The 16,524-nt window shown below is 37.8% G+C and carries 17 protein-coding genes and 1 pseudogene; 11 read left to right on the top strand and 7 right to left on the bottom strand.

Annotated elements, in window-relative coordinates; translation table 11 throughout:
* Positions 1–8: 8 nt before the first annotated feature.
* A complete protein-coding gene (locus tag QL886_RS00605; RefSeq protein WP_290177301.1) occupies positions 9–878 on the bottom strand; it encodes a protein phosphatase 2C domain-containing protein in 870 nt (289 codons plus the stop codon).
* A gap of 328 nt (positions 879–1,206) precedes the next feature.
* Between QL886_RS00605 and QL886_RS00600 the strand changes: the two are divergent.
* Positions 1,207–1,710: pseudogene (locus QL886_RS00600) on the top strand (transposase); the annotation flags it as partial.
* Here the strand turns inward: QL886_RS00600 and QL886_RS00595 are convergent.
* Positions 1,655–2,023 carry a hypothetical protein gene (locus tag QL886_RS00595; protein WP_290177300.1) on the bottom strand — a complete coding sequence of 123 codons (369 nt, stop codon included), beginning with the start codon at positions 2,021–2,023 and terminating at the stop codon, positions 1,655–1,657. The pseudogene QL886_RS00600 and the gene QL886_RS00595 overlap by 56 nt on opposite strands.
* Before the next feature lie 597 nt (positions 2,024–2,620).
* Positions 2,621–2,983, bottom strand: coding sequence for a hypothetical protein (locus tag QL886_RS00590; protein WP_075107616.1), 363 nt, complete (start codon positions 2,981–2,983; stop codon positions 2,621–2,623).
* A gap of 400 nt (positions 2,984–3,383) precedes the next feature.
* Between QL886_RS00590 and otsB the strand changes: the two genes are divergently transcribed.
* The 6 genes from otsB to QL886_RS00560 are packed head-to-tail and all read left to right on the top strand — an operon-like array spanning position 3,384 to position 9,239.
* Positions 3,384–4,271, top strand: coding sequence for a trehalose-phosphatase (gene otsB / locus QL886_RS00585; RefSeq protein WP_290177299.1), 888 nt, complete (start codon positions 3,384–3,386; stop codon positions 4,269–4,271).
* Positions 4,272–4,292: 21 nt separating this feature from the next.
* Complete coding sequence (locus QL886_RS00580) at positions 4,293–5,855, top strand: trehalose-6-phosphate synthase (protein WP_290177298.1); 1,563 nt, start codon at positions 4,293–4,295, stop codon at positions 5,853–5,855.
* A 19-nt stretch (positions 5,856–5,874) separates the two neighbouring features.
* A complete protein-coding gene (locus QL886_RS00575) occupies positions 5,875–6,960 on the top strand; it encodes an acyl-CoA dehydrogenase family protein (protein ID WP_290177297.1) in 1,086 nt (361 codons plus the stop codon).
* A complete protein-coding gene (locus QL886_RS00570) occupies positions 6,948–7,808 on the top strand; it encodes a PIG-L deacetylase family protein (RefSeq protein ID WP_290177296.1) in 861 nt (286 codons plus the stop codon). Before QL886_RS00575 ends, QL886_RS00570 begins: the two co-directional genes overlap by 13 nt.
* Positions 7,792–8,520 (top strand): class I SAM-dependent methyltransferase, encoded by a 729-nt coding sequence (locus QL886_RS00565; protein ID WP_290177295.1) that lies wholly within the window; start codon positions 7,792–7,794, stop codon positions 8,518–8,520. The genes QL886_RS00570 and QL886_RS00565 overlap by 17 nt, the downstream gene beginning before the upstream one ends.
* Before the next feature lie 44 nt (positions 8,521–8,564).
* Positions 8,565–9,239, top strand: a complete 675-nt coding sequence (locus QL886_RS00560; protein WP_290177294.1) for a glycosyltransferase — start codon at positions 8,565–8,567, stop codon at positions 9,237–9,239.
* A gap of 43 nt (positions 9,240–9,282) precedes the next feature.
* Here the strand turns inward: QL886_RS00560 and QL886_RS00555 are convergent, their stop codons facing one another.
* Complete coding sequence (locus QL886_RS00555) at positions 9,283–9,645, bottom strand: hypothetical protein (RefSeq protein ID WP_290177293.1); 363 nt, start codon at positions 9,643–9,645, stop codon at positions 9,283–9,285.
* Positions 9,646–10,044: 399 nt separating this feature from the next.
* On the opposite strand from QL886_RS00555, the gene QL886_RS00550 reads away from it, so the two are divergent.
* Complete coding sequence (locus QL886_RS00550) at positions 10,045–10,728, top strand: DUF421 domain-containing protein (RefSeq protein ID WP_290177292.1); 684 nt, start codon at positions 10,045–10,047, stop codon at positions 10,726–10,728.
* 3 nt (positions 10,729–10,731) lie between these two features.
* On the opposite strand, the gene QL886_RS00545 is transcribed toward QL886_RS00550, so the two are convergent.
* Positions 10,732–11,202 (bottom strand): CinA family protein, encoded by a 471-nt coding sequence (locus tag QL886_RS00545; RefSeq protein ID WP_290177291.1) that lies wholly within the window; start codon positions 11,200–11,202, stop codon positions 10,732–10,734.
* A 140-nt stretch (positions 11,203–11,342) separates the two neighbouring features.
* A complete protein-coding gene (locus QL886_RS00540; RefSeq protein ID WP_290177459.1) occupies positions 11,343–11,546 on the bottom strand; it encodes a CsbD family protein in 204 nt (67 codons plus the stop codon).
* A gap of 406 nt (positions 11,547–11,952) precedes the next feature.
* Here QL886_RS00540 and QL886_RS00535 point away from each other — a divergent pair, with 406 nt between their 5' ends.
* Positions 11,953–12,381 (top strand): MgtC/SapB family protein, encoded by a 429-nt coding sequence (locus tag QL886_RS00535; RefSeq protein ID WP_290177290.1) that lies wholly within the window; start codon positions 11,953–11,955, stop codon positions 12,379–12,381.
* A gap of 211 nt (positions 12,382–12,592) precedes the next feature.
* Here the strand turns inward: QL886_RS00535 and QL886_RS00530 are convergent, their stop codons facing one another.
* Positions 12,593–12,910 (bottom strand): DUF4172 domain-containing protein, encoded by a 318-nt coding sequence (locus QL886_RS00530; protein WP_290177289.1) that lies wholly within the window; start codon positions 12,908–12,910, stop codon positions 12,593–12,595.
* Between the two features lie 372 nt (positions 12,911–13,282).
* Between QL886_RS00530 and QL886_RS00525 the strand changes: the two genes are divergently transcribed.
* Complete coding sequence (locus QL886_RS00525; RefSeq protein ID WP_290177288.1) at positions 13,283–13,600, top strand: hypothetical protein; 318 nt, start codon at positions 13,283–13,285, stop codon at positions 13,598–13,600.
* 784 nt (positions 13,601–14,384) lie between these two features.
* Positions 14,385–15,260, top strand: coding sequence for an MFS transporter (locus QL886_RS00520; protein ID WP_290177287.1), 876 nt, complete (start codon positions 14,385–14,387; stop codon positions 15,258–15,260).
* Positions 15,261–16,524 lie beyond the last annotated feature (1,264 nt).

The following is a 16,524-nucleotide window of genomic DNA, read 5'->3' as shown; positions in this document are numbered from 1 at the left end:
TAAAAAGGTTAATCAAACCGTACCACAATCGCAGTACCATTGTCATAAGCATTGCCATCTGAGTCATACACTTGATGCCAAAGCATCTGTAGCCAACCCTGCAAATCTGTTTGGCTCTTAATAAGAGCCCATTCACTACTGGGTACTAAATCATGAATACCATCGCTACAGATGACGAGACTATTGCCTGATTGTACCGTGATGTTTTGCCTTATACTTTTAGGTGGCTCGCTGCTCGGATCATCACTATCTACTGCTAGCGCAAAGCATTCAGTAATGCTATATAAGCTGCCTGCCATACCTGTGCGATTGTACTCCGTAAACTCTACTTGGCGATCTTCATCTTTCGCTTGCTCATCTACCAGCTCGTTTAGCAAATTATGATCACGAGTTAAGCACTGCCATTCATTCATATCTTTGCCAAGCAAATATACACGGCTATCGCCGACATGAGTTATATCTATATTTATCGACTTATCATCGTTTAGCGTGCCGGTGATCATCGCGAGAGTTGCTGCGGCACCATAACGTTTTTTTGGGTGTTTGGTTTGACTCAGTTGCGTATAGATATGATCTGAGGTGATAGCACTAGTACTCTCTTGATTGCTATCCCATAGCTTTTTAATTGCTTTGACCACTGCCTTTGAGCAGTGCTGTGACTGGTTAGAGCTGGCAACGCCATCCGATACGGCAAGACAAAATGGCGCTTGTACTGATGTCACTGCCATCACCCCTAAATCCTCTTGATACCAATGGTCTAAAAAGAAAAATGCGTCTTGTTGGAGGTTATTGCTGGCATTACCTTGAAAAGTAATGGCGCAGGCGTGAGCTATTGTTTCAGCAAGAGGTTCATACTCATCACTCAAAGTCGCTGTCATATTCATTCGCTTATTATTTATTATCATTAAGACAAGTATAGTAGACTGCCTAGTAATTGTTTTTCTAGGTTATGCGATATTTTGAGTCGATATTGATCACGAGTGACTGACAACTTATAAAGGTGATGTTTAATTTCCTCTTACTCATCAGGTGATGATCTTGTTCTTTTTTAGGGTATCGCATGATCAGTATTCATAGAGTAGAGTGATATGCGCCTAGTGCGATTTAGCAGAAAAAAACCCTGCTAGGCTATAATAGTAAACGCTCAGCAGGGTTTCGTCAGTTTTACAAAATTCTTAGGTAGCCTGAATGATATTGGGGTTTGACGCATTAGCGTTATTTAGGCAGTTGTATGCTATTGAACGTGAGATTGATGCGCGATTTGAAAAAAACACACCTCCAATACCAAGAGACCCCCAAGTAGTTCGGCAAATCAGGCAAGAAAAAGCCAAACCGATTGCGGATAAGCTGCACCAATGGTTACAAGAAAAAAGACAGTTAACCACTAAGAATGCCAGTATTACTAAGGCGATTGATTATTGCCTGAAACGTTGGCAGGCGCTGACTTGTTATTTGGATGATGGGAGGTTGCCGATTGATAATAATTGGGCGGAGAATCAGATGCGCCCGTGGGCGCTTGGGCGTAAAAACTGGTTGTTTGCCGGTTCGCTACGAAGTGGGCAGCGTGCTGCGAATATTATGTCGATTATCCAGTCGGCTCGCTTAAACGGCTTGGATGTGTCTGCCTATTTGACAGACGTGCTAAGACGCCTGCCTATTCAAGATGATCTAGATGAGTTGTTACCTCATCTCTGGATGCCATCGCAATAGGGGATGGTCGGATGCTTACAATATAACTTCTTTCAGGTAAATAATAGATATCATCTTCTTTTAATAAAAAATTCTTAAATAATTTCAACTCTAATCTAACTTCATCGAAATCACTTATCTCCAACTCTATACCATATAAAAAAAATTTTAACCAATACAACTCTTTCTCTTCAGCAAATTTATACCAATAATCTCTATAAACTCTCTCAAAGGATATCGGGAAAGAAAACCTCTCTTCAGATGAGTTTATATGTGTATCAATCATACCCATAACAGACATACTATTTAACTCCGTATATTGCTTTGGAATCATAGTCAAGAAACTCTTTGACCCCTGCCATCAATCCCGTAGACATTAACTTGGGAGATTACCATTTTAAAAAAATCTGATCTGCTATTTACTTTTATTAAGTCATACCCCAGCAGAACCAGCTATTTCACCCCAAAAACCTATTAACAGACTACTTAAAACAGACTGATATAATGGAACCATCTATAACAGACTTTTGAACTATGAGACTAGTCGCTATGCTTTTTTCTATCAATAGCCTATAGCTATAGTTGAGTTTGATAGTTTCTTTTAGCACATTGTAAAAGATTGAGCTTACCCTGATATATTACGCTTTTTATCGGATAGACTTTTTAATACTCATCAGAACTTTTTGATATCTCTATAAAAAGTTAATGAGTAAGTCATGCTCTTCAATTATCAAAGCTATTTGAACCTAACTCTCAATAAAAAGACAGCTTTACTATAATAAGAAAATTACTTTTCTTATTATAGTAAAGCCGTCGGTATTGCTAAGTATTCAGCACACAACTTATTAATTTTTATGGTCTTAAGATAAGTTGTTATCCCTACTTTAAGTTTAATCCAAATATAGGTCGATTCTACTCTGACATCTACGATTTATTGAGCACTTTCTACTGGGTCTTGATTGAAACTCGTATTGTCTTCGTCTACCATTGTTGTATCACTAGTGACTGAGCCATCCATCATTTCATCGGTAGTGGTACTATCCATCATTGTGTCGGTAGTGGCTGTACCAGCTGGATCCATAGGACTGTTTGTATCGGCCATGTCCATATCCGTGGTTGTTTCACCCATAGTAGAGTCCGTCCCTACTTCAGCAGCAGTAGCTTCAGTCGTGTCCATCGTACTATCTGGCGTCTCTTCCACTTCATTACTACAAGCACTAAGTCCTACAACGCTGACCAGTAATGCCATCCATAGTTTACTTTGAAGTGAATGGCTAGAGATTGTTGTCTTCATTTTAATATCCTTAATAAAGTTAAGATAAACCATTAATTATGGTATTGAATATTTTTACTTAACTATTACTTTAAATGAATTCCAATATTAATACATATGCCGACTAAGATGTTTTTGTTAAATTTTAATAGCTTTTTTAAGTAATATAGTTATATCAGGCTATTAAAATAAAATTTATTACAGTATTTTAAATAGGCCTTAACTTAAAAATAAAACTGTGTAATAAATTTAATTAATTACAAAAGTCTAGTAATTTTACTATAAAAGCTGACAATGTTTGGCTTTTTTTATGACTATATTATTAAAAAACTTACTGATTATCAATTTTTATCTATAAGCGTTTGGAATCTATAAGCTAAAAAACATATAAGGAAGTATTACTTCAGGAACTATTTTTAGTATGGAAAGTCACCCTATATATATGCAACCGAATTTACTAGTAGATTATCTAAAACATCAGAAAAATTGCTATTTATTTTTAGATATAGACGGTACGCTTTCAGATTTTACACTAAACCCTAAAGATAGCATCGTACCATATTCAACTTTAAGTATATTACGGGAACTACAAAAACATGGCATTGTAGTCGCTATTGTAACGGGTCGCAGTCTTGTTGAAGCTAGAAGTTTACTGGCACCTATAGAGTTACCGATTGCAGCAACTCACGGTCTAGAAATAGCATTAAATAGTAGTTTTAGTAAATTCGAAGACGAAGATCTGAATGAGGTAAATACGCTTTTTATTGATACCTTAGAACTAGATAAAATAAAGCAAGATATCCTCCGCTCTTGTGCCCTCTATGACGACTTCTTCGTAGAAAGTAAACCTTATTCCGTCGCTTTACACTTCAGAAAGAATCCCGTTTTGGCTGATGAGGCTTATCGCCTGATGAAGGAAGTATTAAAACCCTATCCTGATTGGGTGTTAAAACCTGGAAAATATGTTTGGGAAGCGGTACCAAAAGGTGTAAATAAAGGGACTGCCATTCTATACCTACTAGGCAAAATAATGAACAAAGCTAGCAATGATACTTGTGCAATTTTTATTGGTGATGATATTACTGATGAAGCCGGTTTCAGAGCCATACAAGATTCAAAAAAGATAGTAGAAGGCTTAGAACAACCACCAAAAGGGCTAGGCATTAAAGTAGGAAGGGAGTCGACCTGTGCTCATTATTATGTCAACGATATTAAGGAAGTAACAAACTTACTCCGTAACCTTCTAAGTTTTTGCCAAACACGTGATAGGTCACTATCTGGAGTAATAAAAGTCAATTCTCACTATTAAGGAAAAGTTGAGGTCAATTTTATGAGTCGTTTAATTGTCTTATCAAATCGGGTTAAGGTGCTCGACAACAAACCGATGGCTGGCGGACTGGCAATAGCTCTACAAAACGTATTGATAGGGAACTCAGTGGTTTGGATGGGTTGGAACGGTAAAGTCGTAAAGAGCGGTGATAATGCTAACGGTTCTACTGGCTCATTTACTAGCCAGCCAGCCAGTTTGACAGGTGAAGGCACTTGTATTACTTATATGACCACAGCTCTTACCACTGAGCAATATAATCAATTTTACTGTGGTTTCGCTAACAATGTCTTATGGCCACTATTGCACGAACGAATCGACTTAATCAGTCAAAAATCCCAAGATTACGCAGGCTATCAAGACGTAAACCAGCTTTTTGCCAAACAATTAAAGAAAATCATTAAGCCTGACGATGTGATTTGGGTTCATGATTATCACTTTTTAAGCGTGGCATATCATTGTAGACAGCTAGGTATCACCAATCGTATCGGATTTTTCTTACATATTCCATTTGCCTCATTACGTTTTTGGCAATCGCTTTCACAAAGTTCTGAGGTTATTCATCATTTGGCCCATTATGATTTGTTGGGTACGCAGACTCAGCAAGACAGGACTCATTGCTTGAATGTCTTGCAGTATTACTTAAAAGACCATTTTATACACGACCAGCTTGTAGCAAGCGCACCGATAAATGTGTTAGACATGAAGCGAAACTTTGCTCAGCCTTATACTTATGCTAGAGCTAAAATGACGCTCGATTTAGCGCTAAAACCTCAGCATACTTTAATGGTTGATGCTTATCCAATAGGCGTTAATGTGACACAAATTCAGGAGCAAGTTAGCCACTTACCTTTAGAGTCCTCGTTGGGTTCTACAAACTCTAATCAAAATAGAGAGCATACATTTCAACAGGTTATCGCAGTCGATAGGATTGATTATTCAAAAGGACTGTTAAGACGCTTTGCAGCATATCGTGATTTTTTGGCGCAAAACCCATCGTATCAAAGCCACCTGCAGCTATTACAAGTTGCCTGCCCTAGTCGTTTAGATTTGCCGACGTATCAAAGTCTCTACGATGAGGTCAAAAAGGAGGTTTATGACATCAATCAGCAATATCTGTCTGAGAATAGCAATTGGCAAGCCATTAACTATAGCGAAACCGCATTGAGCCATGAGAAATTGATGACGATGTTTTGGCAAAGTAACGTCGGTTGGGTGAACTCGCTTAAAGACGGTATGAACCTGGTGGCCAAAGAGTATATCGCTGCCCAAAATCCTGATAATCCTGGTGTTTTATTACTGTCCCGTTATGCTGGAGCCGCTGAACAAATGCAGGCTGCCGTCATCATAGATCCCCATCAGCCGCAAAGCATGATAGAGGGCTTAAAAACGGCCTTAACGATGCCGTTGGAAGAGCGTCAGTCTCGTTATCGGTCATTATTGCAAGGACTACAGAAAGACAATTTGCATATTTGGCAGCAGAGTTTTTTGGATGATTTATACAATGAAAGCAGCAGTCAAATAAGTAGCATGGAGCCCGCCAATGTTCAAATGTCTGACTCATAAGTATAACTAGGAGACTCTGATGCGATCGACAAATATAAAAAACGATTTATTAAAAGATATTAAAGTCGCTGTCAATAAAATAATAGTTACTGACAATCAAGCAATGAGTACGCTTAATCTGACCGCTGCATTACGCCGTAAAATTTTAAATATATTAGTGTCTTATAGCGAAGATATCCCTCATCCAGCAAGCGGTATGACTGAGCATAGTAGACTTTCAAACACTTTAATACGTTGGCAAGTTTTGGCGTATGTTGCAAGTATTGATTTAACGATTGCTAAATGGTTTGAGTCGCATTTAGACGCTTTAAGTATTTTGAATGAAATTGGGTATGGTAAGGTAGCCAAAGGTTTATGGGCCGTTTGGGCAGCAGAAGGCCATCCCGACCCCCTACGTTATGAGCAAGGAAAGGCCATTGGTCACAAAGCATGGTGTTCAGGAGCTGGCATGGTAGATTACGCCCTTGTTACTTATCGCAATAGCAATAATCAATCACAACTAATGATTATAGACATGCATCAGGCAGGTATTGAAATTAACAATAGTGAATGGCAGGCAGTAGGAATGCAAGCCACAGATACAGCTACTGTGAAGTTTTGTGGCGTATCAGCGAGTTTGGTTGGAAAAGAGAATGCCTATCTAGATCGTGCGGGGTTTTGGCACGGGGCTGCAGGGGTTGCTGCGTGTTGGTATGGCGCATCAGCTTACCTAGCAAGCTATTTGACCACTGCTTATCAGCAAAAACCGAATGACTACAAGGCCATGTATTTAGGTGAAATTGGTACTGCATTGGCAATTACTCAACAATATCTCTATTACGCCGCCGATCTGATAGACACAGAGCCGTCATTTTGCCATGAGCTTGCTATACGTCAATTGAGAGCCCAAATTGAAAAAGTCGCGCGCCACACAGTAGAGATAGTGGGTCAAGCATTGGGAGCCGCACCATTTTGCCGTAATGCTCATTTTGCAAGACTATCAGCAGATCTTCCCGTGTTTATTCGCCAAAGTCATGGTGCTTTCGACTTACAAAAAATTGGTGAGTTGACCAACCTTTTACACAGTAATTCGACTCATGGACAGGCAAACGTATGGCAACTATAGAATTAAATAGGAACATACAGCTTATCTTCAAAGATAATAACGCTAAGTCTACTACCCTGCTTCGATATCCCCATCCAATCGTAGGAGACCGTATTATTGAAGGTGCTGGTACTAGCTCAGACACATGGCAAAACTGGGCAGGATTACAAAAACTGCCTCAATTAAATATTCAGACAAGCTTCAACTCCCATCAACGCGTCTGTATCTTTGCACCGCATCCTGATGATGAGATATTAGGCTGTGGTGGATTATTGCAGCAACTAGCAGATAACGGCAATCCCATAGTTCTCATCCACGTAACTAATGGTACCCAAAGTCATCCCGACTCGAAGATTTATTCTCCAGAACAGCTTAACACCCTCCGTCCAAAAGAAAGTGTTGAAGCTCTAAAAACGTTGGATGTGAGCCATCAGGTTACGACACTTGCTTTAGATTTAACAGATGGGGATGTATTCGCGCAACAAGCTCTCTTTTGTCAGAAATTAGTGACTATCCTCCAGCCTAACGATATTTTAGTCACCACCTTCGCACGAGACGGGCATCCTGACCACGAAGCCACAGGGCGCGTGGTCACCTCATTTGCCAAACAAAATCGCCTGCCCTGCTATCAAGTACTGATATGGGCATGGCATTGGGCAACGCCTGATGACAGTCGTATCCCTTGGCAATATGCCGTGAGAATGGATTTAACGCCTGAGCAATTAGAGAAAAAAATCAAAGCTATCCATTGCTTTAAAAGCCAAACCACTGAAGATGTAAGTACAGGCAACTCGCCTATCCTAACTAAGCAAACGATTACTCGAATCAGCCAACCTTGGGAAGTTTATATATATGAACCATACCTCTAAAGACAGCTTGGCTAATTCAAGTCAGTATAGCGCCTATTCGGATTCATATTTTGACGAATTATATAATGACAATACCGACCCATGGCAATATCAAACTCGTTGGTACGAAGAACGAAAACGTAATACTTGCTTGGCTCTACTACCCCAACCACATTATAAATGTGCGATTGAATTAGGCTGCGGTAATGGCGTATTAAGCGAGTTATTGGCGCATCGCTCTCAGGCTTTAATCAGTATTGATGGCAACTATCGGGCAGTAGAACTTGCTAAAGAGCGTTTAGCAGCGCTACCTCATGCTAAAGTCATACAGGGCATTGTTCCCGAGAAACTATTTTCTTTAAAGGAACTAGTGGGACAGAAAAGTTTGTCATCAGAAGATAATTCTATCAATCAACCGCCCTTTGATTTAATCGTTATTAGTGAGATTTTATACTATTTATCATCCAAAGATGTCGATGCAGTCATCAACTGGGCACTACACAATCTTGCCCTAAATGGTACTCTGCTGTGCTGCCACTGGCGCTATGCTATTGATGGTTTTGCAATGACAGGTGAGGTTGTACATCAACGTTTGCATCAAGCCTTTAGCGTTGCAAACGAAAAAAATCATCACGCTTTCAATCGTCAGAGCCAAATGATAGATAGCGATTTTTTACTAGATATTTGGCAACGTTCTTCCACGTCAGTTGCTATGCAAGAAAACCTAATATAGAAAACCAGAAATAATCGTAAATTATATCGGGATTGGTAGATATTATGAAAATTAGTATTATAATTCCTGCACATAACGAAGCAGAGGCTATCGCCCAGTGCCTGGCGTCTGTACAGATTGCAATCGATCAGTTACCTTCAACTTTCACTGCTTCTGTACTGGTAGTACTAGATAGCTGTACTGATGACACATTGAGAATTGTCCAAGCGGCAGGGGTCGATTATTTATGCTGTTATTATCAGTGCGTGGGACAAGTTAGGGATATGGGCATTCGCTACGCAATCGCTAATGGTGCAACATGGCTTGCCTGTACTGATGCTGACTCAACAGTACCTATGGATTGGTTAGTGCAGCAAATGGAACATCTTGACCAGCAGAAGACCGATATGATTTGCGGCGTGGTGTCTATCGATAACTGGGGCCATTTGTCATCACAAACACAACAAGCTTATATTACACATTATCAAGACAAGATGGGGCATCGTCATGTTCATGGGGCAAATTTAAGTTTTAGCAAAGAGGCATACCTAGCTATTGGAGGTTTTGCGGCACTAGCTTGTCATGAAGATGTAGATCTAGTAAATAGGTTTGAAGCTCAATGCTATACGATTACTTGGAGCAATCGCGTCCGTGTATCGACTAGTAGCCGTTTACAAGCAAGAGCAAAAGAAGGTTTTGGTGCATTTTTAGCAAACCTTGAAAAAGTCAGCTGGTCATAGTCATATTAAACCCATCATAGTTCAAAGCTATTAAAAGCTGAAATTAAAAAACATCTCTTTCATCAGGCTTATCTACACTCTCTGTAACAGGTATTGCACTATAGGTATTACTGTTGCCTCTCTCTTCTATTATCTTTCTCTTGTTATTATTCTCGTCATGTATGAGATCAGAAGCAAATGGATACTCATTCGATATTTCTGTATTGTCACTATCGCTAAGCAAGATACTCTCCGTAGACTTGTCAAAGTTTAAGAGCAAAATATTATTTTTTTGAATATCATTTGTATGAAACATATCAAATAAAAAATATAAAAAAAATGGAATAAGAAAGAGTGTTATTAATAATCTTTTAGTTAGTGACTTAGAAGGTTGGTATTTCCATGAAAATAATGGCGCTAACAACATTAAGATGCAAACACCTAAAAGTAAAAAAACACACAAGTTTTTTATGTTTGAATCGAGTGCGCTTATCAACATAATAGACCAGTCCCAATATTATTATATAAGATATTAATTTGAATACTCTATTAAAATATTACTATTAATTTTCTTTCTTATCTATAATAATTACATATTATTTTTAATTATAAAAAAATATTAGTAACCAATGAGGATTTATATAACTACATCATAATTATTCTTTATATTTATTATTAGTAATATATATTTAATAGCTTATATTTTTGCAACCTATCAAAACTATGAGTATTTATGAAATTGATTTTATCCAACCTAATCTGCAGTGCTGTAAAATTATGACTACTATAAATATAAGCGGTGAAAAAATAATAATAGGAGAATAAGATGAACTGGTTCAGTATCTTTATTTACGATACGACGTGGTCCTTTGCCGTAGAAATAGTCATACGTACTGTTATCATGTTCAGTCTAGTGATTTTATTACTGCGGTTGACAGGTAAGCGCGGTGTTCGGCAACTAACTATTTTTGAGCTAACTATTATCTTATCACTCGGCTCTATCGCTGGTGACCCTATGTTCACTGAAGACTTACCGCTGATCCAAGCCGCACTTATCATGAGTATCGTGCTGTTGCTTTATAGACTATGTACTTGGTTTGCCTCCAAACATAAAGCATTTGAGCTACTACTAGAGGGCAAGCCTACTTACATTGTCGAAAACGGATTGCTTGTGTTGGAAGATATCGAAAAAGGCAGGATGTCTCATGATGATTTTTTTACTGAAATGCGTAAACAAGGCGTACGTCATTTAGGGCAAGTACATATGGGACTATTAGAAACCGATGGGGAATTTAGCGTATTATTGTTTCCAGATGATGAGACTCAATACGGCTTACCCATTTTCCCTAAAGAGTTTCAGCCAGCCCAATTTATAGAACAGGGACAACCCTATGCTTGTATGCATTGCGGTCAAGTCGAATATATCTCAGATCTAAACAAAATCTGCGAACGTTGTCATCATAATACTGTGGGCTGGGCAAAAGCCCTCAATAATAAGATTGTGAACTAACCATCAATGCCTACTCACCACATCAATAATCCCTTTACAAATCAGACTATAGATACTCCGTAATTTTTGCTGGGATGGCCCATTACATAAGCTGCGAAAACTATATACCTCATCCTTATAGCCAATGCAATAAAAAAACGTCCCAACTGGCTTCTCTTCAGTCTCAGAGCCTCCAGGCTTTAATAGCCCAGTACATGCCACGTGTAAATCTGCCTCGAACTTTTCTGGAGACTGTTTGACGAGCTCTTGGGTCACTTCCAAGGATTCGGGCGTATATTTGTCAATCAGCTGACTCGATATGTTTAACACATTCTTCTTAATCATTACGTCATAACATACCAATCCTCCCATCAGTACATCGCCTGAATAAGGACTGACAGAGAAACGATGGGCAAGGTAGCCAGCGGTTGCACTTTCAATAAAAACGATCGTTAAGTTCTTATCCGCCAATAATTTGACACAACTATCTGACATAACACCCTCCTTTCATGATTAGAATAAGAGTAGCTCCGTATTCTTATGATTTTTCTTATAAAAAAAGAGGCCACATAAACATTATATGACCTCTTTGTAGTTTTAGTATCAACTACCAAGTTAGTAGACTAACGCAATATTTAATATTGGTTTTCGCGACGCCAATTATCTACATCACGCTCTGCATCTTCTCTTGAATGACCATAACGTTCTTGGACACGGCCGACTAGTTTGTCACGATCACCTTCGATATGAGTTAGGTCATCATCTGTTAACTCAGCCCATTTTTGTTTTACTGTACCTTTGAGCTGATTCCACTCACCTTTTAAAGTTTGGTTATTCATATCTTCACCTTCCATTTTTTGGTTGTTTTTATACTGTGCATCCATACTTTGCTCATTAGTATTTGGATTATCCATTACAATTATCCTTTTATTAGAGACTTTGCATCAGCCATAGCTATCCTGACCGATAAGAATAATATAATACATATTATCCAATATTTTCTGTATGAAGAGTGTTTTTGTTTATATAATATTATTAATATTCTAACTAAATTTATTCTTATGTCTAATTAATGTGAGCAATTTTATTTTTACTACAAATATAGCTATCACCTTTAATTTATATTTAATTAACTCTCTTAAAAAAATATACATTTTATTACATTATATTAAATACAATTTTTTAGGTACACTATGTTTTATCCTGAGAATAGCTCTAGCCTTAAATATATTTTGAGTAGCCATTATGTTTAACTTTGATATTAGTTTAAAGATTTTTATATATCACTCTCTTCAACTCAGTATTGCCTTTATACTGTCTCTACCTATTGCTCTCAATCGCGAGCTTGAAGATAATGGAGCTGGTCTCAGAACCTTTCCCTTAGTTACCATTGCTTCATGTGCTTTTATGCTAGTAGGGATGGATATTTATCAAGGGTCTGATGCAGAAGCTAGAATTATGTATGGCATAATTACTGGTATGGGTTTTATCGGCGGCGGTGCAATCTTTAAAGATGAGAATGGCGCGAAAGGAACGGCTACAGCCGCTGGATTATGGAATACAGCCGCAATTGGGATATCAGTGGCTTATAGCCGTTATGAGATTGCTATTATATTATCAATAGTTGGTTTTTTAATCCTACAGTTCTCAAAACCTTTTAAACCAAAATCTTAACGTTGTAACTCGATTAAAGTAAGTAATTAAGGGCTACCTTTATCAAACAAGCTCATAGCTTGTACTACGCCCTGATGCTACAGATTTTTGTATCATACCCTTTTCTACTAAATCATTAATATCTCGTAGTGCCGTACGAATACTACCTGCTTGAATACGATAGAGACCACTATATCCATCTGGAAATAATGCTCGATGCCATCCAAGTAAATCATCTTACAACAGGCTGTTGGTAATAATAGGTGGCACTTAGTATCATCTCTACCACCGCATCAATTTCACGAGTAGTGGTTGGCATGCTGGCACTATCTAACCCTAAATACCGCGCAACTAAGGAGCGCATTTGTTCACCATTTAGCGTCTCACCTTCTATCTCAGAATTTTTAATAATCTCTAAGGTCACCGCATCTAACTGTGCCTCAACTTTCAGATCGAATCCTAGTATTAGCAGCTTTCCTAGTAAACTTCTTTGTAATATCCGCACACGACTGATAAATGGCAACGATAGCTTTTGTCCGACCATTGCCATTCAGTTCAATTTGAATGCTAATCAATATAAGTAATACGCTTCGTATGTTCCCCAGAGATATGCAGAGATTAGAACATTAATCTCCTTATATCATGCAGAGAATAAGCAATAGAAACAATATGTATAAGTTCAAAAACGACAATAGTAGACGTAATAAGAATAGATTCTCAACGAACACACATAGTTTCCTATCCTAAGAAGAGTTTGAGTAGAGGTAAAAACACTATAGAAATACAGTGCCCAAATACGAGTTAAATTTTATTATATTATAATTTACATCGCGATTATTCGATCATATAATACCTACAGGCTATAAATATCAATATGTGTAAGATATTATCATAATATGTACTTTGGTCGAGCTACCTTGACATGGTAGAGGTTGAATGGAGCATGATACAAAATTCTTGGGATAAGCGGGTCTGTGAGGATTACTGGGCCTATAATCATAAAACTAGCTATGTAGATTATGTGCGTATGCTCTGTCAAAAATACAATATTAGCTCGCAAACATTATTTGAAACTATAAGCCAATGCTATGCTTGCTTAGATGATGTTTGCTGTGAATATTGTGGTAGTGCCTGTCCAATTGAAGTACCTGCTGATATCGCCTATATGCGGGCAAAAGAGAATTGGTTTTGTGCAGTATGTGAGCATGCTATGTGGAGAAGTGACTTTATTAGCAAATAAATAATCAAATCTACTTTCAGCTAAAAAACTGATGTTTTTATCTGACATAATCAACCCCCTCTCACTTAAAACACTAACTCTATTCGTATTCATGACGATTTGGTTTTAGTTGACTTTATCCCAGGTAGTTTGCGAGTAATTATTTAAGTATCTATCGGTCAGATTTTCAGTATCGAATTGCCCATTTAACATTGCGACTATTCTGGATAGCCAGTTCTCTTATTTATCCTTAGTATTGCCAGCTCCACTGCTACCAGTATTCAGCGGATAGAAACTACCTTATTGCAGCTTTGAGTCCTGTTGACGTAGCTCAGAAAGGCGGTAGTGACTCATGATAATATTACTGAAACAAACCTTATCATCATCGAGCCTCTCACGTAGCATAGGTTGCAAATAGCGAGCATAAAGACTTAGCTTCTCTATATCCTTGTTATCGTAATCGATAATCTGAGATATAAATTCATACTGACGGGTTTAATCATGATGACCTTGCACTAGGTCGCTTCGGCGCATTAGCAGCCCTTTTAGTATTTATCATCTTGTTTATTAGTCTTTAAACAGCTGGCTAGTGCTAAAGCTCACTGACAATTATACTTTTAATAAAATTATTTTATGGATTAAGTAATAATTTCTTAGATGCTTATAGCCTTATTAATGAGGGTTTAAGATTATTAGTTTGATGAATAAATATCGACAATGATTAAATATAGCTAGTAAAAAAAGGGTGCTAACGCTATATATGGCATATTGTTAGCACCCTTTTTGGATTCGGAAATTTACTCAGGTGAGTTTGCCAAAATTGGGGTTTGATAAACGCTCACTATTTGGGGCTTACCCACAGATTGGCGTGCCCATCGGTATGATTTTAGCGACTGGTGTCCTGCTGCTCTTAAATTTAATTTTGGGTAAAGAAGCCTACCTCGAGTGGGGTTGGCGCATTCCATTTATATTATCGATTGCATTAATCATCGTGGGCACCTTTATCCGTCGTTCGGTTAAAGAATCACCAGTGTTTGAAGCCATGCATCGTCGTAAAGCAGAAGCCTCTGCACCATTGTCATTGTTATTCAAAGATCACACGCCAACAGTTCTTAAAGCGGCTTTAATCTTTATGGGAGTGAATGCAGGTGGTTATATTCTCATCGCTTTTATGGTGGGTTACGGTCAAAAAGCCTTAGGACTTAGCCCTACTTTAACCATGCTAATCGTAGTTGCGGCTGCTTTCTCTTGGTTAGTATCAACCCTTTGGGGCGGCATGTTAGGTGATAAGATTGGTCGTCTAAAGATTTTTAAATTAGGCTATATCTTATTGTCGTTATGGTCGATTCCAATGTGGTTTTTGATTGATACCAAATCTCCCATTTTATTTATGCTAGCATTAGTGGTTTGGGCTATTCCCCTAGGTTTTACTTATGGTCCATTATCAGCCCTATTTGCTGAAATGTTCCCTGCAAAAGTACGTTTTTCAGGGGTATCCATCAGCTATGCATTAGGTTCCATTATTGGTGGTGCGTTCGCTCCGATGATTGCGCAATGGATTATGGCAACTTATCAACAGTCATGGATGATTGGTTTGTACATTACTATCGTCTCATTAATTTCACTATTCACACTTTACACGATTAAAAAAGACCCACAAGGCGTTGATCTATCTCTCTAAATAAATTTAGAGAGATAGTGGAAAATGTCACCATATAAATAGTATAAAAATTTTCTCAGCATGCGACAAAAAATCAGCCCCACCTCACCTTTAACGGTTGAAAAGCTGGTTAACTGTTGAAATACTGAAGTATCGTAATTGATAAATACCAAACGCAAGCCCTCAACCAGCAGATCTAAGCCTAAAATGAACAAACTGGCTTGAGGGTAAGAGTTTGAATTTAGCTTGCGTTTTAAAGGTTTATTTTTAGTAGTTCAGAGAATGGTCGCCAATAAATTATCTGCAACAGTCTTTACGCTGATATTTCTGTTTGCCATAGCTTTTGAGCTATTTTTCCTTAAACTACAACTGTGACACTTAGTACAATTAATGTCTATTAGTGTTTTTATAACCTCAAATATATTATCTTACTTTGTCTATTACCCTCCTTTATTGCCTCAGCATACTTTCTGACACCTTACCTTAAATCAAGCTATAACTTATTAGATAGCACAGACTGATGCTATGGCACTCAAATATCAGGTCACATTCCCATATGTCATGGATTTATTTTACTGGGATGAGTCAAAAAATCCATACATGCTATTATCTGTATAGCGTAGAAGGCTGAGGCATGAAATCCAGTTTTCTCAGTTGTTATTGCTTAGGTGATGATGACTCCGCCATCGAGATACTGTAAATCTGATTATAATGAATATACATACTTATCTGTAAATATTAAAAGCTTAAAAAGAGGTTTCCAACGATATACTAAATATAGCCTCGGTAACCTTTTTTAATTCGGCATCTTACTTAGGTCATATTGTCAATATTGGGGTTTGATGATGTAGATAATTAGCTCTGTATTTTAGTTATCACATGAGATATTAAAACTATCAAATAGATGGTATAACTGGCAAGATAGTTGACCTATGCTGAAAAATCTAGAGAATCAAACCAGCTAAACTGGCTAATATTAAGCAAAACAAGGCACAAGCTTTTATTGATCAGGTAGCATCAGTGGCTGAAGATTTTTTGACTATTAGTAGTTATACTATTGAGGAAAATTTATCCAATCAGGTCATTCATGATATGAAAGCCAATATCAATCGAATGGCAAATCAATAGACCTTAAGAAGTTGTTAAATTTGTTGTTAAAAATAAATACCTAACAATATTATCCCTTAATATTAAAGGATTACGCTAATTTAGTCGTTGCGTGGTGGGCGCACCAATTAAGATATGAGTAATACCGATTAAACCCTTGTAAGCCTTACGCTACAAG

Source organism: Psychrobacter sp. APC 3281, assembly GCF_030407815.1.
GTDB lineage: Bacteria > Pseudomonadota > Gammaproteobacteria > Pseudomonadales > Moraxellaceae > Psychrobacter.
The sequence above is the reverse complement of the archived record's forward strand: the minus strand, read 5'-3'. Positions and strand labels throughout refer to the sequence as shown.

Bases quoted from the DNA above. Each gene is read 5' to 3' on its own strand.
- QL886_RS00605 (WP_290177301.1), bottom strand. From the start codon at position 878: ATGACAGCGACTTTGAGTGATGAGTATGAACCTCTTGCTGAAACAATA.
- QL886_RS00595 (WP_290177300.1), bottom strand. From the start codon at position 2,023: ATGATTCCAAAGCAATATACGGAGTTAAATAGTATGTCTGTTATGGGT.
- QL886_RS00590 (WP_075107616.1), bottom strand. From the start codon at position 2,983: ATGAAGACAACAATCTCTAGCCATTCACTTCAAAGTAAACTATGGATG.
- otsB (WP_290177299.1), top strand. From the start codon at position 3,384: ATGGAAAGTCACCCTATATATATGCAACCGAATTTACTAGTAGATTAT.
- QL886_RS00580 (WP_290177298.1), top strand. From the start codon at position 4,293: ATGAGTCGTTTAATTGTCTTATCAAATCGGGTTAAGGTGCTCGACAAC.
- QL886_RS00575 (WP_290177297.1), top strand. From the start codon at position 5,875: ATGCGATCGACAAATATAAAAAACGATTTATTAAAAGATATTAAAGTC.
- QL886_RS00570 (WP_290177296.1), top strand. From the start codon at position 6,948: ATGGCAACTATAGAATTAAATAGGAACATACAGCTTATCTTCAAAGAT.
- QL886_RS00565 (WP_290177295.1), top strand. From the start codon at position 7,792: ATGAACCATACCTCTAAAGACAGCTTGGCTAATTCAAGTCAGTATAGC.
- QL886_RS00560 (WP_290177294.1), top strand. From the start codon at position 8,565: ATGAAAATTAGTATTATAATTCCTGCACATAACGAAGCAGAGGCTATC.
- QL886_RS00555 (WP_290177293.1), bottom strand. From the start codon at position 9,645: ATGTTGTTAGCGCCATTATTTTCATGGAAATACCAACCTTCTAAGTCA.
- QL886_RS00550 (WP_290177292.1), top strand. From the start codon at position 10,045: ATGAACTGGTTCAGTATCTTTATTTACGATACGACGTGGTCCTTTGCC.
- QL886_RS00545 (WP_290177291.1), bottom strand. From the start codon at position 11,202: ATGTCAGATAGTTGTGTCAAATTATTGGCGGATAAGAACTTAACGATC.
- QL886_RS00540 (WP_290177459.1), bottom strand. From the start codon at position 11,546: ATGAATAACCAAACTTTAAAAGGTGAGTGGAATCAGCTCAAAGGTACA.
- QL886_RS00535 (WP_290177290.1), top strand. From the start codon at position 11,953: ATGTTTAACTTTGATATTAGTTTAAAGATTTTTATATATCACTCTCTT.
- QL886_RS00530 (WP_290177289.1), bottom strand. From the start codon at position 12,910: ATGGCAATGGTCGGACAAAAGCTATCGTTGCCATTTATCAGTCGTGTG.
- QL886_RS00525 (WP_290177288.1), top strand. From the start codon at position 13,283: ATGGTAGAGGTTGAATGGAGCATGATACAAAATTCTTGGGATAAGCGG.